Annotated in this window: 19 protein-coding genes; 16 read left to right on the forward strand and 3 right to left on the reverse strand. The window is 64.2% G+C overall.

Annotated elements, in window-relative coordinates; all coding sequences use genetic code 11:
* Positions 1-565 precede the first annotated feature (565 nt).
* The 4 genes from QD208_RS00725 (at position 566) to QD208_RS00740 (ending at position 3,836) form a co-directional block, all read left to right on the forward strand.
* The gene (locus tag QD208_RS00725) at positions 566-1,276 is read left to right on the forward strand and encodes a response regulator (protein ID WP_043334706.1); all 711 of its coding nucleotides are present in this window, start codon (positions 566-568) and stop codon (positions 1,274-1,276) included.
* Between the two features lie 3 nt (positions 1,277-1,279).
* A complete protein-coding gene (locus QD208_RS00730) occupies positions 1,280-2,941 on the forward strand; it encodes an ATP-binding protein (RefSeq protein ID WP_279835273.1) in 1,662 nt (553 codons plus the stop codon).
* Positions 2,942-2,965: 24 nt separating this feature from the next.
* On the forward strand, positions 2,966-3,415 hold the full coding sequence (locus tag QD208_RS00735; RefSeq protein WP_279835274.1) for a lipocalin-like domain-containing protein: 450 nt from the start codon (positions 2,966-2,968) through the stop codon (positions 3,413-3,415).
* Between the two features lie 214 nt (positions 3,416-3,629).
* Entirely contained in the window at positions 3,630-3,836 is a 207-nt protein-coding gene (locus QD208_RS00740) for a cold-shock protein (RefSeq protein WP_043333698.1), read from the forward strand.
* Between the two features lie 239 nt (positions 3,837-4,075).
* On the opposite strand, the gene QD208_RS00745 is transcribed toward QD208_RS00740, so the two are convergent.
* Positions 4,076-4,987, reverse strand: coding sequence for a LysR family transcriptional regulator (locus QD208_RS00745; RefSeq protein ID WP_054555293.1), 912 nt, complete (start codon positions 4,985-4,987; stop codon positions 4,076-4,078).
* A 616-nt stretch (positions 4,988-5,603) separates the two neighbouring features.
* Here QD208_RS00745 and QD208_RS00750 point away from each other — a divergent pair.
* Together QD208_RS00750 and QD208_RS00755 are read left to right on the forward strand one after the other, a co-directional pair.
* Positions 5,604-6,584, forward strand: a complete 981-nt coding sequence (locus tag QD208_RS00750; protein ID WP_279835275.1) for an MliC family protein — start codon at positions 5,604-5,606, stop codon at positions 6,582-6,584.
* Positions 6,585-6,737: 153 nt separating this feature from the next.
* On the forward strand, positions 6,738-7,367 hold the full coding sequence (locus QD208_RS00755; protein ID WP_279835276.1) for an NAD(P)H-dependent oxidoreductase: 630 nt from the start codon (positions 6,738-6,740) through the stop codon (positions 7,365-7,367).
* Positions 7,368-7,477: 110 nt separating this feature from the next.
* On the opposite strand, the gene QD208_RS00760 is transcribed toward QD208_RS00755, so the two are convergent.
* Positions 7,478-8,104: a YigZ family protein gene (locus tag QD208_RS00760; protein ID WP_043333702.1), complete on the reverse strand. Its 627-nt coding sequence runs from the start codon at positions 8,102-8,104 to the stop codon at positions 7,478-7,480.
* A 26-nt stretch (positions 8,105-8,130) separates the two neighbouring features.
* Entirely contained in the window at positions 8,131-8,607 is a 477-nt protein-coding gene (locus QD208_RS00765; protein WP_043333703.1) for a LexA family transcriptional regulator, read from the reverse strand.
* 474 nt (positions 8,608-9,081) lie between these two features.
* Here QD208_RS00765 and ccmA point away from each other — a divergent pair, with 474 nt between their 5' ends.
* The 10 genes from ccmA (at position 9,082) to smc (ending at position 20,637) form a co-directional block, all read left to right on the forward strand.
* Positions 9,082-9,849 carry a cytochrome c biogenesis heme-transporting ATPase CcmA gene (ccmA, locus tag QD208_RS00770; RefSeq protein ID WP_279835277.1) on the forward strand — a complete coding sequence of 256 codons (768 nt, stop codon included), beginning with the start codon at positions 9,082-9,084 and terminating at the stop codon, positions 9,847-9,849.
* Positions 9,846-10,568, forward strand: coding sequence for a heme exporter protein CcmB (ccmB, locus tag QD208_RS00775; protein ID WP_279834294.1), 723 nt, complete (start codon positions 9,846-9,848; stop codon positions 10,566-10,568). Before ccmA ends, ccmB begins: the two co-directional genes overlap by 4 nt.
* 165 nt (positions 10,569-10,733) lie before the next feature.
* Entirely contained in the window at positions 10,734-11,501 is a 768-nt protein-coding gene (locus QD208_RS00780) for a heme ABC transporter permease (protein WP_279835446.1), read from the forward strand.
* On the forward strand, positions 11,498-11,764 hold the full coding sequence (ccmD, locus tag QD208_RS00785; RefSeq protein WP_279835278.1) for a heme exporter protein CcmD: 267 nt from the start codon (positions 11,498-11,500) through the stop codon (positions 11,762-11,764). The genes QD208_RS00780 and ccmD overlap by 4 nt, the downstream gene beginning before the upstream one ends.
* Positions 11,765-11,845: 81 nt before the next feature.
* Positions 11,846-12,352 (forward strand): cytochrome c maturation protein CcmE, encoded by a 507-nt coding sequence (gene ccmE, locus QD208_RS00790; protein WP_279835279.1) that lies wholly within the window; start codon positions 11,846-11,848, stop codon positions 12,350-12,352.
* Positions 12,352-14,352, forward strand: coding sequence for a heme lyase CcmF/NrfE family subunit (locus tag QD208_RS00795; RefSeq protein WP_279835447.1), 2,001 nt, complete (start codon positions 12,352-12,354; stop codon positions 14,350-14,352). Before ccmE ends, QD208_RS00795 begins: the two co-directional genes overlap by 1 nt.
* Positions 14,349-14,927: a DsbE family thiol:disulfide interchange protein gene (locus QD208_RS00800; protein ID WP_279835280.1), complete on the forward strand. Its 579-nt coding sequence runs from the start codon at positions 14,349-14,351 to the stop codon at positions 14,925-14,927. The genes QD208_RS00795 and QD208_RS00800 overlap by 4 nt, the downstream gene beginning before the upstream one ends.
* Before the next feature lie 53 nt (positions 14,928-14,980).
* Positions 14,981-15,472: a cytochrome c-type biogenesis protein CcmH gene (locus QD208_RS00805; RefSeq protein ID WP_279835449.1), complete on the forward strand. Its 492-nt coding sequence runs from the start codon at positions 14,981-14,983 to the stop codon at positions 15,470-15,472.
* Entirely contained in the window at positions 15,469-16,836 is a 1,368-nt protein-coding gene (gene ccmI / locus QD208_RS00810) for a c-type cytochrome biogenesis protein CcmI (RefSeq protein WP_279835281.1), read from the forward strand. The genes QD208_RS00805 and ccmI overlap by 4 nt, the downstream gene beginning before the upstream one ends.
* A 279-nt stretch (positions 16,837-17,115) precedes the next feature.
* Complete coding sequence (gene smc / locus QD208_RS00815) at positions 17,116-20,637, forward strand: chromosome segregation protein SMC (protein WP_279835282.1); 3,522 nt, start codon at positions 17,116-17,118, stop codon at positions 20,635-20,637.
* The last annotated feature ends 269 nt before the right edge of the window (positions 20,638-20,906 follow it).

The following is a 20,906-nucleotide window of genomic DNA, read 5'->3' on the forward strand; positions in this document are numbered from 1 at the left end:
GCCCGTTAGGGCTCGAGGGCAATTCGTATCGGGGCGCAGGCTGGAAATTCCTGCCTGCGCCCGGGGATATTCTGTCGTCGTCAGCCTTGTCGTCGAGAAACTCGATCAGGCTCAGGCGGGGCAAGCGGCGCCCGGGCTGAGCCTGATAGCGTTCATGAGACACGGTTCCAGCAGCCTTGCGTGACTGCCTTCCCATACGCTGATTCATGCTTTCGGGGCTTGACAATCGTCGCCATGATCTATGGGTGTCGACGTCGCCAAAACCCTACATATGGGGCGTGAGCTGATTTTGGACACAAGATAGTGTTGTTTGGTGGGGCGTGCAAGTGGATAACTTGTGGGTAAGGTGTGGTTGAAAATCCGGCCTTGCCGCTGGGGGATGTCAAGAGTTCAGGTGTTAAATTTTCTGCGCTCCGTCAATGCAGATGGTGCCTGCGCTGCTGGCGCGTAAACGCCCAAATTGGCGTATCATTCGTGACAAATCACCCTGAAAAGGTTACGACGTGGCACAGGAAAGTAACTGCTTGTGAGCTGCTGGCCACGTTGACCCAACGATGCGGATGGAATGCCCTTGGATACCAATGCGCAAGAACATGTATTGATTGTTGAGGATGACGAGCGTCTGGCGACATTGACGCGCGAATACCTCGAAGCCAACAACTTCCGCGTGAGCGTCGAGAATGACGGCGCGCGGGCGGTGGACCTGATCATCAGTCTGCGCCCCGACATCGTGATTCTGGACCTGATGCTGCCGGGCGAGGATGGCCTGTCCATCTGTCGTCGCGTGCGGCCTCAGTTCGCCGGGCCGATCCTGATGCTGACGGCGCGTACCGATGACATGGATCAGGTGCTGGGTCTGGAGATGGGTGCCGACGATTACGTGCCCAAGCCGGTGCAGCCGCGTGTCCTGCTGGCACGCATGCGGGCCTTGCTGCGCCGCGCCGATGGCCCCGAAGTGGCCGCCGGAGAGACGCGCCTGGTGTTCAATGATCTCGAGATCGACAACGCCACCCGTGAGGCATGGTTGGCGCGTGAGCGCATCGAACTGACCAGTGCCGAGTTCGACCTGCTGTGGCTGCTGTCCTCGAATGCGGGACGCGTGCTGACGCGCGAGGAAATCTTCTCTGCGCTGCGCGGCATAAAGTACGACGGCCAGGACCGCTCCATCGACGTGCGTGTCTCGCGCATCCGCCCCAAGATTGGCGATGACCCCAATCATCCTGAGCGGATCAAGACGGTGCGCAGCAAGGGATACCTGTTCGTCAAGGACCTCTAGACGATGCGCCGGGCTCTCTCTGACAGCATCTTCCTGCGTGTCTATGTCGCCTTGCTGGTGGCATTGGTGCTCACGCTGGGCATCGCGCTGGGTGGCTTTCAACTGACCAACATGGTCCGGCTGGAGGCCTACCAGACGCGTCTGGGCGCGGCGCCGATGCGCCTGCTGGTGAGCCAGATCGCGGCCACGCCGGAGGCTGAGCGCGGGGCCTTCCTCAATCGGACCGCCCGCCTGCTGGATGGGCGGTTGTTGCTGGCACCGGCGGCGATCTTTGACCTCAGCTGGTGGGAGCAGCGCCGCCTTGAGGCCGGGCGGCCGCTGGTGCGGCCGCATGATGACGCCGGCTGGCAGCTGCTGATGGCGGTGCCGGGCGAAGAGAGAGTGCTGGAATTCCGGTTGCTGCATCTCGCGGAGCGGCAGTTGCGCGGGTTGATGGTGTCGCTGCATGACACCCTGCAGCCCATGAATGCCGAGCAGCGCAGCGACTTGCTGGCCCAGCTGCAGCAGGCCTCGGGTCTGTCCTTCGCGCTGCTGCCGGACATTCCGCAGAATCTCGATGCGCAGCAGGCCAGTCGCCTGGAGGCCGGTCGAGTGGTGCTCAACGTGGCCAGTCACGGTCAGGCGATGGCGCTCTATACTCGTCTGGGGGACCGCGCCATGCTCAAGGTCGGGCCCATCCGTGGCTTCGAGACGACACCGCCGGCCTTGATCATCGCCATGATACTGGCGGTCATCAGTCTGCTGGGCGGCGTCATCTATCTGGTGGTGCGTTCACTGGAGGCGCGCCTGACGCGTCTGGAAAAGGCCGCGACCCGCATCGCGGGCGGCTATCTCGATACGCGGGTGCGCATCGAGTCCAATGACTTTCTCGGGCGTCTCGGCATGGCCTTCAATGGCATGGCCGAGCGGGTGCAGGGGTTGCTGGGCGCGCAGCAGGACATGATTCGGGCGGTCTCACATGAATTGCGCACGCCGGTGGCGCGTATCCGCTTCGCGCTGCAGATGATCGAGGACATGGTCGATGATGATTTCGTCCAGCGTCAGATAAAGGGCGCAGACGGCGACATCGAGGAACTCGACAAGCTGATCGACGAGATCCTGACCTACGCACGCCTCAACAATGCCGCCGGTATCCAGCTGGACCTCGGCATGGTGGATTGCCGCGAGATCGCGGAGCAGGTCTGCGAGACGCTGGCGCCGCTGCACCCTGAGTTGCTGCTGAGCATCGAGGGCGAGGCGCTGGAGGTCGAGGCCGAGGCACGCTATCTGCAGCGGGCGCTGCAGAATCTGGTCTCCAATGCCTGCCGGCACGCGGATTCCCGTGTGCTGGTGCGCATTACCAGTGACCCGCAGGTGGTCAGGCTCGACGTCGAGGACGATGGCCCCGGCATCAACGAGGAAGATCGCAAGAAGGTCTTCAAGCCCTTCGCGCGCCTGGATGATTCGCGTACGCGTGCCTCCGGCGGCTACGGGCTGGGGCTTTCCATCGTGCAGAAGATCCTGCATTCCCACGGCGGCAGTGTGGTGGTGGACAAGGGCAGGTCGCTCAAGGGCGCGCGCTTCAGTCTGTTGCTGCCACTGACCTCCAGCCAGCTGGAACGCAAGGCGCCTGTGCCCTTGCCGCCGGTAAAGCCGCCGTCACTCCAGGACGAGCACGCCACCTGATCACGACCGTTCGAGGAATCGGCCATGCGGCAACCTTCCTTGTCACTGCATCCTGACTTGATCGGCGCGTGGCGGCTCGAGCGTTTCTGGTATGCCTGGCCGGATGGACGCGAGCTGGAGCCGCTGGGCGAGTGCAAGGGACAGCTGCATTACATGGCCAATGGCTATATGAGTGTGCAGCTGGTGTCCTGTGAGCGTCAGCCTCTGGGGATGGCGCCGACGGATGATCAGCTGGTCGCCGCCTTTCGTGAGGGCTTTGCCTACTGTGGGCGCTGGCAGTGGGACAGTGAGCGGGAGGAGGTCTGCCATCATCTGTCGCTGGCCACGATCGCCGATTGGGATGAGGTGACGCTTGTGCGGCGCGTCACGCTCGAGGGAGACCGCCTGCTGCTGGGGACCGATGCGCCGAATCTGCAGCTGCCCGAAGGGGGATTTCTGACCTGGCTGGAGTGGCATCGCTTGGCGACTGTGTGAAGTGATTGTCGAAAAGGCTTGACGTGATCATGGGTTAGCGTGCAATGTAGCCCCTGTTGGATAGCAAGACGCACCACTCAGTCGCCTGTGCTGCTCGGTAAATCGCCTTGAGCGCCCCGAGAAGCCTCGCTGATTTGATGCATGGTTTTGCTTTGCCCACGCTCTTCGGGTAATGCCCGTTATTTCAAACATGCTAATCAGAGAGGAATTTCTCATGGCTACAGGTACAGTTAAGTGGTTCAACGACGCTAAAGGTTTTGGTTTCATCGCTCCGGCTGACGGTGGTGACGATCTGTTCGTTCACTTCTCCGAAGTCCAGGCTGATGGCTTCAAGACCCTGCAGGACGGCCAGCAGGTCTCCTTCGACGTGACCCAGGGCCAGAAAGGCCTGCAGGCAGCCAACGTCAAGGCTATCGACTGATCATCACTCATTGCGGAATGCTTTCCGCTTGAGATGATAGACGTCAAGAACCGCCCCAGCTCATGCTGGGGCGGTTCTGTTTGTGCTGAAGAAAAAGTCTTGCGCGCAAGCCGTAGTGATATGGCGCGAACAAGCAGTGATCAGCAGATACACGAAAGCCCCACCAATCGATGCCTTGCGGCCTGTCGAGTGGTGGGGCTTTCGTGTATCCATTCCTCGTAAGCGCTGAGGCCCGGGTATCAGGCAGGCTTCACGCCACTCAGCACCTCGAATGATGTCTCACGGGCGGTACGCAGGAAGTCGTCCATCCACGGCGTGCCGAGCAGATCTTCTCTGACGGCGGCGTAAAGCGTCGCCCAGACACCGTCGCCCAGCGACAGGCCACGCACGTAATCGCGCGTCAGATACTCGGCCAGCGCCCAGTTGGGGAGCGCCGTGACGCCGCGGCCGCTGGCGACCAGCTGCATCATCATCACCGTCATCTCGGCGCTGCGGATCTCGCGCGGGCTCACGTTGGCCGGTTCGAGGAACTGGGTGAAGACGTCCAGGCGATCATGCTCGACCGGATAGATGATCAAGGTCTCGTCGCACAGGTCCTGCGGCTCCACATGGCCCTTGATGGCCAGTGCATGCTGGCGTGCCACGGCCAGCATGACCTCATAGCGGAACAGCGGAATGTACTGGATGCCGGTCATCTCCACCGGGTTGGCGGTGATGACCAGGTCCAGCTGCTCGCGGCCCAATGCCTGCAGGGGAGCGAAGCTGTGGCCCGAGGGGATATCGACTTCAATCTCCGGCCAGTGATCGCGGAAGCGATCCACTGTCGGCATCAGCCACTGAAAGCAGCTATGGCACTCGATGGCCATGTGCAGCCGGCCCTGCTCGCTACCCGCCATGCGAGCAATGTCGCGCTCAGCCATGCGGAACTGCGGCAGTACCTGCTCTGCCAGCGACAACAGGCGCTGTCCGGCGCGGGTGAACTCCACGGGGCGCGTCTTGCGGATGAACAGCGGCGCGCCCAGGCGCTCCTCGAGGTCCTTCAGCTGATGGGACAGGGCGGACTGGGTGAGGTGGACACGCTCCGCGGCTTCGACCAGCGAGCCAGCATCACGCAGGGCCAGCAGGGTACGCAGATGGCGCAATTCAAGCATGATGAATGGTGCTCATGTTGAGAGGTTGAGTGAGAAAGGTACGTTGTGAACGGCAAGTTGAGACAGGCCAGCTGAGACAGGCAAGCCGAGAACGATAAGTTGAAAGTTCTGGCGCAAGCCGCGCGCGGGTCAATCACTCCCGCGTGACTGGATCAGTGGGAGAGTGGCAGCGGGATTTTCTCCCCGCCAAGCCACCATCGTGACGCGCGGCTGCCCGAGGGCGCTCATGACACTGTCTCATATTCATGGCGATTCGCGTATCACTCGGGGCGTGCGGAACACGAAGGGCGCCGGAGTCAGGCGCCAGGAGGGTGTCATGCAAGGCCGGCAGGGCACGCGCCTTGTACCCTCAGTGCATTCCCATCCCCACAAGCCTCACTGCGCTTGATAGACTTTGGCAGGGTGCGCCAGGAAGGCCGCCGTCTCCGCCTTGAAGTCCAGCCATGCCGCAGTGTCTCATCATCAGAGTCCTGCGCTGCATCTTGTCGTCCGACATGCCCAGGGAGGGTTCATCATGTCACGTCATTGCTGTCGTCTTTTTGCCATTTCCCGTGCGTTGCCCCATAGGTGGGCCGCGAGTCTCACGCCAGGGATGATCGCTGCCGGTCGAGCGGGCTTGCGCCTGTCGCCCCTGGCGGTGCCCATGCTGCTGGCGGGATGTACCTCCCTGCCGTGGAGTCAGGATGCCACGACAGGGACGGATGCTGGCCAACCGCCGCTCAAGGTGCCGGCCCCCGCGCAGGGCCCGGGCCCCGTGGTGCATGAGGTGGCGAAGAAGCCTGCGCCGCCCAGTGCGGAATCGCTGGGCAAGGCCGCTGCGGTGACCTTGCCCTCCAGCTTTCTGCCACCGCCCCGGGCGAGTGAGTATCAGGTGTGGCGCTGTACTCCGGCGCAGGATCTGCTGATGGCCTTCAGCGAAGGCGACGCCGAGGCGTCGCATGACTGGTTGCGGCTGTGGTCGCGGCGGCATGCCTATACCCTGGAGCGGGTCGTCAGTGCCTCGGGCGAGCGCTATCAGGCCAATGCCGGTGCATCGCCGGCCGAGAAGGCGTCTGGTGATGCGCAGGCGTTGCCCGGTGAAGAGGGACTGGAGGTGTGGTTCAAGGGTTCCGAGGCGATGCTGCAGAATGCCCGTGGCAATCTGGAATGTGTACAGGATGATCGGCGCGTGATTCATCCGACGACGCAGAAGCCGCTGTTGGTGGCGCAGGGTAATGAGCCCGGCTGGCAGGTCAGTCTCGACAGCGAGCACAACCTGCTGACGCTGACGGCCATGCAGGGCTTGCTCGAGTCGCCGCACGAGGCGCAGGCATCCGAGCACTCTGCAGAAGCGGAGGCTGGCGCTCGCTCGTCAGGTGTCCAGGTGGTCAAGCTGCCTTATCGGGTCGCCCGCGAGGCAAACGATAGTCGTGTGCTCAAGGCGCAGCTCCCGGCTGACGGCAAGCAGGGCGAGCCTTTGCAGCTGGTGGTGGCGCCGGGCGCCTGCTTCGATTCCATGCAGGGCGCGCCCTATCCACTGACGGCGACCTTGACGATTGCAGGGCAGGAATTGAAGGGCTGTGGCGAGGCGTTCCGTTATCAGTCGGCAGTCGAATAAGGGTGATGACTGACTAACTGTTCGCTTTTTTCGAATGATATGGGCGATTTAAGTCGCTTTTCGTGTGGAATGGTTCATTTATCATGCTGTGCATGCGGATCGGGTCGAACACCGTCGACAGGATCGCGCCTCACTTTCATGGAGACCCTCCACATGTCAAAAGCTTCGCTCAATGTCCTGCTGGTGTCTGCTTCCCTGTTCGCCGACAAGGGCAATTCACGTGCGCTGGCCTCATCCTTCGTCAGTGCGCTCGAGGCCTCCGGGCAGCCATTTCAGCTGACGCATCATGATCTGGTCGAGCGTGACCTGCCGCATCTCGATGGCGCGGAAATGCAGGCCTGGATGGCGCCGGTGGATGAGCGCAGCGCCGAGCAACGCAAGCTCGCCGCACTGTCCGATGGTTTTCTGGCCGAGCTGAGAGCGGCAGACCTGCTGGTCGTCGCGGCACCGCTCTACAATCTGGGCCTGCCGACGCAGATGAAGGCGTGGTTCGACCGGGTGCTACGTGCCGGCGAGACCTTCCGCTATACCGAGAAAGGGCCGGTGGGCCTGCTGGAAGGCAAGCAGGCGCTGGTACTGGCGGCGCGTGGCGGCATGTACGCGGGCACTGAAATGGACTCCCAGACACCGCATCTCAAATCCATGCTTGGGCTGATGGGGATCACGGATCAGCACTTCGTGTATGCCGAAGGCCTCAGCATGGGCGATGAGCCGAGGGCCGCCTCGCTGGCCGAGGCCAAGGCTGCCATCGCCAATCAGGTGGAAGCCCTGCAGTTCCGCTGAGAGAAGTGAAAACACGAACGCCATCGCCGCCCGGACAAGGGGTGGCGATGGCGTTCGTGTTTGTGGAGAGCCAAAGGGAATCGCTGGCGCCGGTCAGTCGCTGACGTCGATCAATCGCGGGAATCGAGCACTTCCAGCGCTCCCTTGAGGCGCGCATGCAGTTCTTCCAGCGGCGGCTGGGCGCCGCCTTGCGGCCAGCCCGCCGTCAGCACCACGCCATCGGCACCATAGTCGCTGGCATCCACCGGCACATCGTAGCCGCTCAACCAGTGGCGAACATCGGCTTCATGGGCGAAGCCGACTTTCAGGCGCCTGGGCGTGCGCGGCGTGAAGGTCGTGGTGGGCAGGTGCTCGAGCGCCTCGAGCACCGCGCGGCTGTATGCGCGCGCCAGGCCGCCGGTGCCCAGCTTGATACCGCCGAAGTAGCGGATCACCACACAGGCCACCTGGCCGACGCCACTGCCTTCGAGCACCTGATACATCGGCCTGCCAGCAGTGCCGCCCGGCTCGCCATCATCGGAGAAGCCGATGGCGTTCTGCTCATTGGGTGCCCCGGCGATGAACGCCGTGCAGTGATGGCGTGCGTTGGGGTGGGCGAGATGCGCCTGAGCCAGCAGCCGCGTCATGCCTTCTGGCGTCGGGGCATGGGCCAGCCAGGCGATGAAGCGGCTCTTCTCGATCTCGATGCTGTGTTCATGATGCGCCTCGGGCGCCAGTGCCGGTATCAGATAGGTCATGGCACCATCTTACCAAAGCGTCGCCCTCAGTGAGTGACGGCATTGCCGCGCACCACGCCCATCACCATGCCCAGCACTTCGATATCGGCATTCTTGAGATAGATGGGGGCCATGCTGTCGTTGGCCGGTTGCAGGCGCACGCCGGTCTTCTCGATATACAGCTTCTTCAGCGTCACTTCCTGCTGATTGATCATCACCACGGCGGTCTCGCCGTTCTCGGCGCTTTCGCTGCGTTCGATGATGATGATGTCGCCATCATGGATATTGCAGTTGATCATCGAATGGCCGCGCACGCGCAGGGCGTAGGTATTGCGGCGCACCATGCGCGTCGGCACGGCAACCGTACCGCAGTCGGCGATGGCTTCGATGGGCATGCCGGCAGTGATGTTGCCGAGCAGCGGGATATCCATCATGTCGCTGGCGGTGATTTCCTGCCAGGCCTGGTCATTGAGCGGCAGGTTGTGAAGACGCTGAAGGTAGTGCGGAGCGTGAAGACGTGACATGAGCTATCCCCTGATGCCGTGCGGTCGGCGCGGATGGTGCGTCGGCCTGCGGTGCAGCGTGGAGGGTCGTCAGGCTGAGTTCATCTGTCGCCTGCTAGGCTCCGCGAACATGCTGACAGCGCGTTGAGCCGACCCGATCAGTCTGTGCCTGCACTCGGCAGGCGTGTGATGAAGGTACTGTATGGATACTGTTTTTGTATACAGTGTCTGCATCATAGCAAGCTCTCGCGAAGTGGCAAGAGGTGAGCGGATCGACCAGCGCCAATCCAGCGAAAGTGTGTCGTATGAATGTGCACCACATGTCGCTGATATATTTCTCGAGTGCTTGACTGCCCGTCATGGCGGGGCTGCGAGGCCAGGCGATCGGCTGTTCGGTGGTCAGTGTCGACCTCAGCTCGTAGAATGGCTCGCAGTGACCCTTTGGGTCTGCTTTTGATGTCGCACTCCGCGACGGCTCAGCCGCGAGAATCCGGGATGCCCAGCCTGCCTGCCAGCGATGAAGTCTGTAGCGCGCCGCCTCTGTTGGCGGTCGTGGCGCTCGGCTGTGAGCGTGATGAGCGCTGGCTGTTCGAGGGGCTGGATCTTTCGCTGCATGCGGGAGAGATCCTGCAGGTCGAGGGCCCCAATGGCAGTGGCAAGACCACCCTGCTCAAGATTCTGTCCGGTCAGTTCCATGACTACGAGGGCGAGGTGCTGTGGCGCGGCCAGCCTACCTCGCGGGTGCGTGACGACTTTCTGGGCTCACTGCTCTATCTGGGGCACCAGCCCGGCATCAAGGGCACCCTGACCGCATTGGAAAACCTTGCCTGGTATCAGGCGCTTGGCGGTCAGCCGCAGGCAAAGTCAGAGGCCCGCAGCGAGCTCGCCTGGGCGGCGCTGGACGCCGTGGGGCTGGCCGGTTTCGAGGATGTGCCTGCACAGCAGCTGTCCGCCGGTCAGCAGCGACGTATCGCGCTGGCGCGGCTGCATCTGACGCCACGCCGGCTGTGGGTGCTCGATGAGCCCTTCACCGCCATTGATCGTGATGGTGTTCAGGCACTGGAGGCATTACTGCTGGCTCACGCCCAGCGTGGGGGCAGCGTGGTGATGACGACTCATCATCGCTTCTCACCGGCCTCGCGCTTGCGCCGCCTGTGCCTGGGCGCGAAGGAAGGGGAGAAGGCCGAACAGGGGCTAAAACAGGGTTCAGAGCAGGGCGTGGGCGGGAAAGACACAGCCTCGATACAAGGCGCCTCGGCATGAACCATGAGCTGCTGACGGCATTGCCCGAGGCCCCGCCCACCAGTTCGCTGGCCGGGGCCTTCAAGGCGACCCTCGCGCGCGACCTGCGTCAGGCGCTGCGCCGACGCAGTGAGCTGATCAATCCGCTGGTGTTCTTCGCCCTGGTGATCACGCTGTTTCCGTTGGGCATCTCCCCGGACAAGGCGCTGCTGGCGACGCTGGCGCCGGGCCTGCTGTGGGTGGCGGCATTGCTGGCGACGCTGCTGTCACTGGACGGTCTGTTCCGGCAGGATCTGGAGGACGGCAGCCTCGAGCAACTGTTGCTGACGCCGCAGCCATTGCCGTTGCTGGTGCTGGCCAAGGTGGTGGGCCACTGGCTGCTGACCGGCCTGCCGCTGGCGCTGATGGCACCCTTGCTGGGCGTGATGCTGGGGCTGCCGAGCGGCGCCTTTGGCGTGTTGATCGCCTCGCTGGCGCTGGGCAGCATGAGCCTGTCATTGATCGGTGCGATCGGTGCGGCACTCACGGTGGGGCTGCGTCGCGGCGGGGTGCTGCTCTCGCTGATCATTCTGCCGCTGTACATTCCGGTGCTGATCTTCGGTGCCGGCGCCGTACAGAGCGCCGTCAATGGCATGCCCAGCCTGGCCCATCTGGCCATTCTGGGCGCGATGCTGGCGCTGGCCCTGCTGCTGGCACCGCTCGCCATCGCCGCCGGACTCAGGCTGAGCATCAATGGCTAGCCCGATCAAGAACTGCATGACGCTGCCCGAGCATTCTCGGGCATTCGCAAGGCTCTTCATTGCCCCTGACAAGAGGCCCGTGTGACCGCCGACTCCGACTCTCCTCAAGCGCCTGCCCGCAAGGTTCGCCCCCGCAAGGGCGGGCTATGGCCGTGGCTGCATCGCATGGGCGCACCGGCGACCTTCTTCGCGGCCAGCCAGCGCTGGCTGCCGTGGCTCTGGGCCCTGGCCATCATCGCGCTGGTGGCCGGCAGTGTCTGGGGGCTGGCCTTCGCGCCCGCCGACTACCAGCAGGGCAACAGCTTCCGCATCATCTATGTGCATGTGCCGGCGGCGATTCTCGCCCAGTCGTGCTTCATGCTGCTGGCGGTGTGCGCGCTGCTCTTCCTGGTGTGGAAGATCAAGCTGGCGGACATGGTCGCCACGGCCGCCGCGCCTGTCGGTGCCCTGATGACGGCGCTGGCGCTGTTTTCCGGCTCGGTGTGGGGCATTCCCACCTGGGGCACCTGGTGGATCTGGGATGCCCGGCTGACCTCGATGCTGATCCAGCTGTTCCTGTATCTGGGCGTGATCGTGCTGCGTGGCTCCTTCGCCAGCCGTGACAGCGGTTCGCGCGCGGCCTCGGTCCTGGCGCTGGTCGGCATGGTCAACATCCCGATCATCAAGTATTCGGTGGACTGGTGGAGCACACTGCATCAACCGGCCACCTTCACGCTCAGCGAAGCGCCGCCGATGCCGGCCAGCATGTGGATTCCCTTGCTGATGATGGTGATCGGCTTCTACGCCCTGTTCGGCGCGCTGGTGCTGATGCGCACGCGGGTCGAGGTGCTGAGACGCGAGAGTCGCAAGCAGTGGGTGCGTGATCGGCTGAGTCCGTCTTCGCATGCGCGCCCCGACGCTGCGGTAGTCGCGACAGAAGGGGACAAGCCATGAACCTGCCGGGCATCGCCTTCTCGAGTATCAGCGAGTTCTTCGCCATGGGCGGCCATGCGCTGTATGTGTGGTCGGCCTGGGGGCTGACGGCGGCGTGTCTGGTGGGGCTGGTGATCGCCACGCGGCTGTCGCGTCGCGCGCTGGAGGCGGATATCCGTCGCCGCCTGCGCCGTGACGCTTCCCGTCATTCTTCGCACCCTGCTTCACACCGCGCTTCGCATCGTTCGTCACATCAGGCTTCGCACCACACCTCTCGTGATTGAACCTGTTTTCTCCCTCCCGCGGCGGTTGTCCCGCTGACCGCGAGAGGCTTGACCGTCCCTTGCCCTGACCGAGCCCTGACCATGACTCCCAAACGCAAGCAGCGCCTGTATATCGTCACGGCCATCGTGCTGCTGGCCGCCCTCGCGGTGGGCCTGACCCTCTATGCCCTACGCGCCAACATCAACGCCTTCTATACCCCGACGCAGATCGCCAGTGGCGAAGCGCCCCAGGGGCGGCAGATCCGTGCGGGCGGCATGGTGCGTGATGGCAGTGTCAGGCGCGACAACGAGACGCTGGATGCCATCTTCATCGTCACGGATTTCGATCACGACGTGACGGTGCATTATCAGGGCATCCTGCCGGACCTGTTCCGTGAAGGGCAGGGCGTGGTGGTGATGGGCACCTTCGATGGTGAGCATCTCGAGACCAGCGAGGTGCTGGCCAAGCATGACGAGAAGTACATGCCGCCGGAGGTGACCGATGCACTCAAGGCCTCCGGACGAGATGTGTCTGGTAACAGGACGGGCAACCTGACCAGCGACAGCAGCGCAGCCAAGGCCGCGCTCGATCCGCAGGAGACCCCGTGATGGTGACGCAACTGTTGCCGGAAATCGGCCACTTCGCGCTGATTCTGGGTGCCTGTCTGGCCTGTGTGCAGGCGGTCGTACCGCTGGCGGGGGCCAGTACGCGCCGTCCGCTGTGGATGAGCTTCGCCCAGCCGATGGCCTGGGGGCAGTTCCTGTTCGTGTTGATCGCCTATACCTGCCTGACCGCGAGCTTCCTGCTGGATGATTTCAGCGTCGCCTACATCGCCAACAACTCAAACAGCCAGCTGCCGTGGTACTTCAAGTTCAGCGCCGTATGGGGCAGCCATGAGGGCTCGGTGCTGCTGTGGAGCCTGATTCTGGCTGGCTGGGGCTTTGCCGTCTCGCTGGGCGCACGCCATCTGCCGCGCGACATGCTGGCACGGGTGCTGGGCATCATGGGGCTGATCTCCACCGGCTTCCTCGCTTTCGTACTGCTGACCTCCAACCCCTTCGCGCGCCTGCTGCCGGACATGCCGGCTGACGGCGCGGACCTCAATCCGCTGCTGCAGGACATCGGGCTGATCATCCATCCGCCGATGCTCTACATGGGCTACGTGGGCTTCTCGGTGGCGTTCGCGTTCGCGATGGCGGCACTGATGGGCGGGCGTCTCGATGCCGCCTGGGCACGCTGGGCGCGCCCCTGGACCAACATCGCCTGGGCCTTCCTCACCGTCGGCATCGCGCTGGGCAGCTGGTGGGCCTACTACGAGCTCGGCTGGGGCGGCTGGTGGTTCTGGGACCCGGTGGAGAACGCCTCCTTGATGCCGTGGCTGGCCGGTACCGCCCTGATCCATTCGCTGGCGGTCACCGAGAAGCGCGGCGCCTTCAAGAGCTGGACGGTGCTGCTGTCGATCTTCGCCTTCTCGCTGTCACTGCTGGGTACCTTCCTGGTGCGCTCCGGCGTGCTGACCTCGGTACACGCCTTCGCCAGCGACCCTGATCGCGGGCTGTTCATTCTGGTACTGCTCGGCATTACCGTCGGTGGCTCGCTGCTGCTGTTCGCGCTGCGTGCACCGCGCGTGCGTTCGACGCTGGGCTTTCACTGGCTGTCGCGGGATGCCTTCCTGCTGGTCAACAATCTCGTGCTGCTGGTGATGATGGTCACCGTGCTGCTGGGTACCCTCTATCCGCTGGTGCTGGATTCGCTGGGGCTGGGCAAGATCTCGGTGGGCCCGCCGTACTTCAATGCGCTGTTCGTGCCGTTGACCACGCTGCTGTGCGCCTTCATGGGCCTCGGGCCGGCCTCGCGCTGGAAGCAGATGCCGGGGCGCGAGCTTACGCGTCGTCTGGCGCTGGCCGGCAGCGCGGCACTCGTCATCGGCGGCCTGCTGCCGCTGACGCTGGATATCGAGTGGAGCTTCTCGGTGGCGCTCGGGCTGGTCATCGCGCTGTGGGTGGTGCTGTCGCTGCTGCGCGACCTGTGGGACAAGAGCGCCTCGAAGGCGGGGCGCTGGGCGGGACTCAAGCGCCTCACGCCCAGCTACTGGGGCATGCAGCTGGCGCATCTGGGGCTGGCGGTGACCATCGTCGGCGTGACGCTGGTCTCCAATACCGAGGTCGCCGAGAACGTGCGCATGGTGCAGGGCAAGGAGGTCAGCGTGGGCGGCTATCAGTTCCGCATGACCGAACTTGGTGAATATCGCGGCCCCAACTACCTGTCGGACCGCGCCACGGTGGAGGTCAGCCGTGATGGCAAGGCGGTGACGACACTGCATCCCGAGAAGCGTCTGTTCCTGGCCAGCGGCATGCCGATGACCGAGACCGCGCTCGATGCCGGCTTCACGCGTGACCTCTACGTCGCCATGGGCGAGAAGCTGGATGACGACAGCTGGGCGGTACGCATCCAGGTCAAACCCTTCGTGCGCTGGCTGTGGCTGGGCGCCCTGCTGATGGGGGCGGGCGGCGTGATCGCCGTGCTGGATCGCCGTTATCGCCGCCGTGTCGAGGCCAGCACGGCGTCTGACACCCGCTCCCTCGCCACGCAGGAGGCTCGCCCATGAATGTTCGTCGTCTGGTGCTGTTCGTGCCGCTGGTGGTCGTGGTGGGGCTGGGTGCCTTCCTCTACCAGCGCCTCGATGATGACCCCTATGCACGGGACTCCGCGCTGCTGTCGCGGCCCTTCCCCGAATTCTCGCTCAGCACCTTGAGTGATCCGCAGTCGCGCCTCGATGCCTCGCTGCTCAAGGGGCAGGTCAGCCTCGTCAACGTCTGGGGCGAGTGGTGCCCGACCTGCAAGCACGAGATGCCGCAGCTGCTGGATCTCGCCAGCCGCGGCGTGCATATGGTCGGCGTCGACTACAAGGACACCCGCGCCAAGGGCCGTCAGTTCCTGGAGGAATTCGGCAACCCGTTCAGCGTCAATCTGTTCGATCCCGACGGCACGCTGGGCTTTGATCTCGGCGTCTATGGGGCACCGGAAACCTTCCTGGTCGATGCCGAGGGCGTGATCCGCTATCACCACACCGGCTACATCCGCCCTGAAGATGTCCGCGACGTCATCCTGCCGACGCTGGAGCGCATTGCAGAACCTGCGACTGATTCCGCCAGCATGTCCGATGAGGAGGCCAGCTCATGAAATCCGTGCTCAGGAGTTTCGCCATCCCGCTGGTGCAGGCGCTGGTGGTGCTGATGTTTCTTGCCTGGCTGTCTGCCGGCAAGGCGCAGGCCGCCATCGAGATGCATCAGTTCGACAACCCGGTGCTGCAGAAGCGCTACGACAGCCTGACCGCCGCGCTGCGCTGCCCCAAGTGTCAGAACCAGGCGATCGGTGACTCGGACTCTCCCATCGCCGGTGACATGCGCCAGAACGTGGCGGACCTGCTCAAGGACGGCCGCAGTGACAGCGAGATCCAGAATTTCATGGTCGCGCGCTTCGGCGAGTACGTGCTCTACAACCCGCGCCTCGATGGGCGCACCTGGCTACTGTGGGGCGGTCCCGCTGTCCTGATCCTGCTCGGCTTGCTGGTCGTGACCCTGATCGTGCGTGCCCGGCGGCGTGCACGTGTGCGTGCGCTGGATGATGATGAGCAGGCACGCCTGTCGGCACTGCTTGCCACGCACCGTCAGACCAGCGATGAGCAGCCCGGCACTGGGCAACCCACTGCCAAGGAGCGCTCATGATCCTGTTATGGCTGGCGATTGCCGTGCTGTTGATTCCCGCCGGCTGGCTGCTGTTGCTGCCGTTGCGGCGGGCGCGTCGCGTGCATGCCGATCAGCAGGCGTTCGAGGACAACGACAGCCTCGGCGCCGAGAACGTGCGTGTCTATCGGCGTCGACTGGCCTCGCTGGAGCGCGGCCATGCGCGCGGCGAGCTGGATGACACGGCGCTGGCGGAAGGGCGGGTCGAGCTGGAACGCAGCCTGCTGGAAGACGCCGAATCCCTCAAGCGCTCTCCGCTCAAGGCGGCCAGCAGTGGCCGCGTGCTGGTGCCCGTGTTGCTGGTGGCGATGGTGGCGGGCTCGCTCTACTGGTATCAGCGCGAAGGCGCGAGCGGGGACCTGGCGCTGGCGCAGGCGATTGCCGCCACGCCGATCCATGATGCCGCCAGCTTCGAGGCACGCATCGCCCGGCTGCGTGCCGAGGCCGAGGCCCAGCCCGACAACGCCAAGGTGTGGATGGCGCTGTTCCCGCTCTACCGCGATGCCGGCCGTCTCGATGAGGCCATGCAGTCGCTCGAGGCGTTGATCGCGCTCGAGGGCCGCGTGCCTGCGCTGATCGCGCAGCTGGCGCAGCTCAAGTTCTTCGCCGCCCAGCGCACCCTGACCGATGAGGTCCAGACGCTGGTCGATGAAGTGCTGGCGGCCGATCCGCGTCAGCCGACGGTACTCGGCCTGCTCGGGATCGAGGCCTTCGATCATGCCCGCTATCCCGAGGCCATCGATTACTGGCGCAAGGCGATTGCCGGCTTCGAGAATCCCGATGCCGCCAAGGCACTGCGCGAAGGCATCAAGGCCGCACGTCAGCGCATGGCCAGTGCCGGTGATGTCGATGCCTCGGTCGCCCTGGCCAACTCGGTCGCGCCAGATCAAGGCTCGGCGGATCAGAGCACTGCGGCTGATCAGGACAGCAAGGAGGGCGCTGCACGTCTGACGCTCAAGGTGTCACTGGACCCGGCGCTCGAGGCGCAGCTGGCGGCGCTGCCGGTCAGTGCCGAAGCGGCGACCCTGTTCATCGTGGCGCGTGATGGCGAAGGCAAGCTGCCGCCGCTGGCAGTGGTGCGCACCACCGCGGACAAGCTGCCGCTGACGCTCACTCTGTCGGACGACAACGCCATGGCCCCGATGGCGCGGCTCTCGATGGCCGAGCGCGTCACGCTCGTGGCGCGCATCTCCGCTTCCGGGCAGCCGACGGCCCAGCCGGGGGATCTCGAAGGCAAGCTCGAGAATGTCATCGTCACGCGCAGTGCTGACGCCGATGACGAGAAGGGCACTGATGCATCACAGGCGCCGCTGGCACTGCGCATCGATCACCGCATCACTCAGTAAGCCGCGATTGGCCCCTGGCCCGCGCGATGACGGCTTCGTTTGTCATTGCGCCGGTTGGGGCCATCGCCGCTTTTGGGTAGACTGCGCGCTGGTTTTTCGAAAATACCCTCGATGACCGGCTGTCTCGTCGTAAGGACATGTTTACCTTGCGGCGGTGCGGGCTCCTATCGAAAGGCCTGCGACGCCGCGGTATTTCAGGTTTTCCTGCGTCAGAGCTTCTTTCTCCAGAATTATTTCTAAAGACCTTCTTTCTCCAGACTCAAGGACGCGCCAGGCGCAATGCGGCTCAAATCGATCAAGCTGGTCGGCTTCAAATCCTTCGTCGATCCGGTCACCGTGCCCTTCGACAGCAACATGACGGCGATTCTCGGCCCCAACGGCTGCGGGAAATCGAACGTCATCGATGCTGTGCGCTGGGTGATGGGCGAGTCCAGCGCCAAGAATCTGCGTGGCGAGTCGATGACGGACGTCATCTTCAATGGCTCCACCGGACGCAAGCCGGTGGGGCAGGCCTCCATCGAGCTGACCTTCGACAATGCCGATGGCAGCCTCGGTGGCGCCTGGTCCGAGTACGCCGAGATAGCGGTCAAGCGTCTGGTGACGCGCGATGGCCAGTCCGGCTACTTCCTCAATGGCCAGAAATGTCGCCGGCGTGATATCGCTGACGTCTTCCTCGGCACCGGCCTCGGGCCGCGCTCCTACTCCATCATCGGTCAGGGCATGATCTCGCAGCTGATCGAGGCGCGCCCGGATGACCTGCGCAGCACCCTCGAGGAAGCCGCGGGCATCTCCAAGTACAAGGAGCGCCGCCGCGAGACCGAGAACCGCATGAAGCGCACCCAGGAGAACATGGAGCGCCTGGATGACCTGCGTGAGGAGCTCGACAAGCAGCTCGAGCGCCTCAAGCGTCAGGCCGAGGCCGCCAAGCGCTATCAGACCCTCAAACAGGACGAATACCGCCTCAAGGGCGAGCTGGCCGTGCTGCGTCGGCGGGGCCTGCGTGCGCAGCAGCGCGAGCAGCAGTCACGCGTCGCGGAGCTGGAAACCGGCGTCGAGCGCGAGATTCTCGGTCAGCGTCAGTGCGAGAGCCAGCTGGAAGAGCAGCGCTATCAGCACGACGAGCTGGCCGGTGAGCTGGAAACCCATCAGGCCGCCTTCTATGAGACCGGCGCCCAGATCGCGCGCCTCGAGCAGAGCCTCGAGCACGCTCGCACCCGTGAGCAGCAGCTGGCGGCGGACCTCGAGATGGCCAGGCGTGAGCTGAGCGACATCCAGCGCGTCGAGGGTGAGGACGGCGAGCGCCTCGAGATGATCGATGCGCGCCTGGAAGACATCGCCCCGGAACTCGAGCTGGCCCGCGAGACCCTCGAAGGGCTCGAGCTGTCATTGGAGGAGGCCGAAGAGCGCCGCCAGGACAGCCAGAGCGAGTGGGAGCGCTTCAGTCAGGCCGACAACGAATCCCAGCGTGGCGCCGAGCGGGCCCAGAGCGAGATCCAGCAGCTCGAGAATGCCATCGCCGACGCCGAGCGCCAGCGCGAGCGCCGTCGCCAGCAGCTGGCGGAGCTGCCGGATGTCGCCGAGTTGCGTGAAGCCCGCGAGGAGCTGCGCGAGCAGCTCGATGAATTGTCGCTCAGCGGTGAATCACTGGAGTCGCGCCGCGAGCAGGGCAGTGAAGCCCGTGAGCAGGCCCAGGCCGATCGTCTGGCGCTGGATGGTGAGCGCGATCAGCTGCGCCAGCGTCGCAACGTCTTGCAGGGCGAGAAGGCCTCGCTTGAGGCACTGATCGACGCGGCGCTGCGTGACGACGATGACAGCCTGGCGAGCCATCTGGAGCAGCATGGGCTCGCCGAGACCCCGGCGCTGGCCGAGGGGCTCGAGGTCGCCGAGGGCTGGGAATCGGCCAGCGCCTGGGTGCTGGGGCCCTTCCTCAAGGCGCGCTTGGCGGCGAGCGAGCCGTCGCGGCTGGCCACGCTGATGGACGAGCTGCCCGGCGGCGAGCTGTTGCTGGTCGATGGCACGCCGGCGTCCAGCGCGGCTGCCCGCCCCGCTGGCACCCTGGCGGCGCAGGTGAGCGGCGCGGATGCCTTGGCCGGTTGGCTGGCCAGTATCCACTGTGTCGAGTCGCAGGCAGCCGCCTGGGCCAGGCGTGATTCGCTGGCCGCGCACGAGAGCGTGCTGACGCCGGATGGTCTGTGGTTGGGGCAGGGCTGGAGCCGCCGTCAGGTGGCCGGTGAACGTGCCGATAGCGTCATCGCCCAGCGGGCGCGCCTCGAGCAGGTGGTGCTGGAGCTCGAGTCACTGGATGAGCGTCTCGAGGAGATCGAGACGCGTCTGGCCGCAGCCGCCGAACAGATTGCCGGCGCCGAGCAGCAGCTCGAGCATCTGCGCGTCGAAGAGCGTGAGCTGGGCGAGCGCCAGCGTGAACTCAGTCTCAAGGAGGCCGGCATCGCCAGCCGCCTGGAGCATGTCGATGGTCGCGCCCGTGAGCTGGATGAGGAGCTCGAGCAGCTGGCGGAAACGCGCGAGACTCAGGCCCTGACGCTGGAGGAGGCGCGTGAGCGCTGGCAGCAGGCACTGGAGGCGGTCGAGAACAACGCCCAGTCGCGCGAGTCGCTGGAGCGTTCACGGCGCGAACATCAGGAGGCGCTGGCCGGGCTGCGTGCCCAGCTGGCGCCCGCGCGTGAGCAGGTCAACCGTCTCGACATGGAGCGTCAGCGCCTGACCACCGAGCGTGACGGCATGCAGGGGCAGCGCATGCGAGCCGTCGAGCAGCGCGAGAAGCTCGCCGAGCGCATCGAGATGCTCGAGGCCAGCCGCGAAGAAGCCTCATTGCCGCAGGAAGAAGAGCGCGAAAAGCTCGAGATGCTGCTCGAGACGCGTCTGTATCAGGAAACCAAGCTCAACGCCTGTCGTGACAAGACTCATGAATTGGTCGAACAGATGCGTCAGGCGGAACAGTCGCGTCAGACTCATGAGCGCAATCTCGAGGGGATTCGTCAGCGCCTCGAGGAAGGCCGCATGCAGGTGCAGGCGCTGACCCTCAAGGGCGATGCGCAGGACGAGCAACTGGTGGAACTGGGTTATGACGAGGCAACGATCACGCAGCTCGAGGACGAGCTGGACCCCAATGCCACCGAGTCGGCCTGGAGCCACAACCTCGAGCAGATCGGCGAGCGCATCAAGCGGCTGGGGGCCATCAACCTGGCGGCCATCGAGGAATACGACCAGCAGGCCGAGCGTCGCAACTATCTGGAAGCCCAGCATGCCGAGCTGAGCGAAGCGCTGGAGACCCTCGAGCGCGCCATCCGCAAGATTGACCAGGAAACACGGGTGCGCTTCAAGGACACCTTCGACAAGGTCAATGCCGGAATCCAGGCGCTTTTCCCCAAGATCTTCGGGGGCGGAACCGCATGGTTGACGCTGACTGGTGATGATTTGCTGGAGACGGGAGTCGCGATCATGGCGCGGCCACCGGGCAAGAAAAACTCCACCATTCACCTGCTGTCAGGCGGCGAGAAGGCACTGACGGCACTGGCGCTGGTCTTCGCCATCTTCCAGCTCAATCCGGCCCCGTTCTGCATGCTCGATGAGGTGGATGCACCGCTGGATGATGCCAACGTCGGACGCTATGCGAGGCTGGTGAAGGAGATGTCGGAAAGCGTACAGTTCATCTATATCACCCATAACAAGATCGCCATGGAAGCGGCAGATCGGCTGATGGGTGTCACCATGCAGGAACCCGGCGTCTCGCGCCTTGTCTCTGTAGGGATAGAAGAAGCTGCCGTGCTTGCCGAAGCGTGAGGGAAAAGCCGTTCAGGAGGGCAAGGTCATCCTCCGGCGCGGTAGCCAGTGGCCGCCTTGGCGGCCTAGTTGGCAAGATCGTGTTGCATCTAGACATCGAAAGCACTACGAGTTTGCGTCATAGTGTCAGTCAGGGATAATTGAAGGGCGATTGCGCAGGTCACCACCACAGGATTGACATTCGAAAAAATGTCCCCTTTTTCTGCAATCGCGCTATGCTGTTCACGTGCATGGTGCCCAAGCAAACAGGCTAATGACCCATGGAATTG

Origin of the sequence: Cobetia sp. 29-18-1, assembly GCF_029846405.1 — a bacterium.
Lineage (GTDB): Bacteria > Pseudomonadota > Gammaproteobacteria > Pseudomonadales > Halomonadaceae > Cobetia > Cobetia amphilecti.

Coding starts and splice junctions, on each gene's coding strand:
- QD208_RS00725 (WP_043334706.1), top strand. CDS start 566: ATGCCCTTGGATACCAATGCGCAAGAACATGTATTGATTGTTGAGGAT.
- QD208_RS00730 (WP_279835273.1), top strand. CDS start 1,280: ATGCGCCGGGCTCTCTCTGACAGCATCTTCCTGCGTGTCTATGTCGCC.
- QD208_RS00735 (WP_279835274.1), top strand. CDS start 2,966: ATGCGGCAACCTTCCTTGTCACTGCATCCTGACTTGATCGGCGCGTGG.
- QD208_RS00740 (WP_043333698.1), top strand. CDS start 3,630: ATGGCTACAGGTACAGTTAAGTGGTTCAACGACGCTAAAGGTTTTGGT.
- QD208_RS00745 (WP_054555293.1), bottom strand. CDS start 4,987: ATGCTTGAATTGCGCCATCTGCGTACCCTGCTGGCCCTGCGTGATGCT.
- QD208_RS00755 (WP_279835276.1), top strand. CDS start 6,738: ATGTCAAAAGCTTCGCTCAATGTCCTGCTGGTGTCTGCTTCCCTGTTC.
- QD208_RS00760 (WP_043333702.1), bottom strand. CDS start 8,104: ATGACCTATCTGATACCGGCACTGGCGCCCGAGGCGCATCATGAACAC.
- QD208_RS00765 (WP_043333703.1), bottom strand. CDS start 8,607: ATGTCACGTCTTCACGCTCCGCACTACCTTCAGCGTCTTCACAACCTG.
- ccmA (WP_279835277.1), top strand. CDS start 9,082: ATGCCCAGCCTGCCTGCCAGCGATGAAGTCTGTAGCGCGCCGCCTCTG.
- ccmB (WP_279834294.1), top strand. CDS start 9,846: ATGAACCATGAGCTGCTGACGGCATTGCCCGAGGCCCCGCCCACCAGT.
- QD208_RS00780 (WP_279835446.1), top strand. CDS start 10,734: ATGGGCGCACCGGCGACCTTCTTCGCGGCCAGCCAGCGCTGGCTGCCG.
- ccmD (WP_279835278.1), top strand. CDS start 11,498: ATGAACCTGCCGGGCATCGCCTTCTCGAGTATCAGCGAGTTCTTCGCC.
- ccmE (WP_279835279.1), top strand. CDS start 11,846: ATGACTCCCAAACGCAAGCAGCGCCTGTATATCGTCACGGCCATCGTG.
- QD208_RS00795 (WP_279835447.1), top strand. CDS start 12,352: ATGGTGACGCAACTGTTGCCGGAAATCGGCCACTTCGCGCTGATTCTG.
- QD208_RS00800 (WP_279835280.1), top strand. CDS start 14,349: ATGAATGTTCGTCGTCTGGTGCTGTTCGTGCCGCTGGTGGTCGTGGTG.
- QD208_RS00805 (WP_279835449.1), top strand. CDS start 14,981: ATGTTTCTTGCCTGGCTGTCTGCCGGCAAGGCGCAGGCCGCCATCGAG.
- ccmI (WP_279835281.1), top strand. CDS start 15,469: ATGATCCTGTTATGGCTGGCGATTGCCGTGCTGTTGATTCCCGCCGGC.
- smc (WP_279835282.1), top strand. CDS start 17,116: ATGCGGCTCAAATCGATCAAGCTGGTCGGCTTCAAATCCTTCGTCGAT.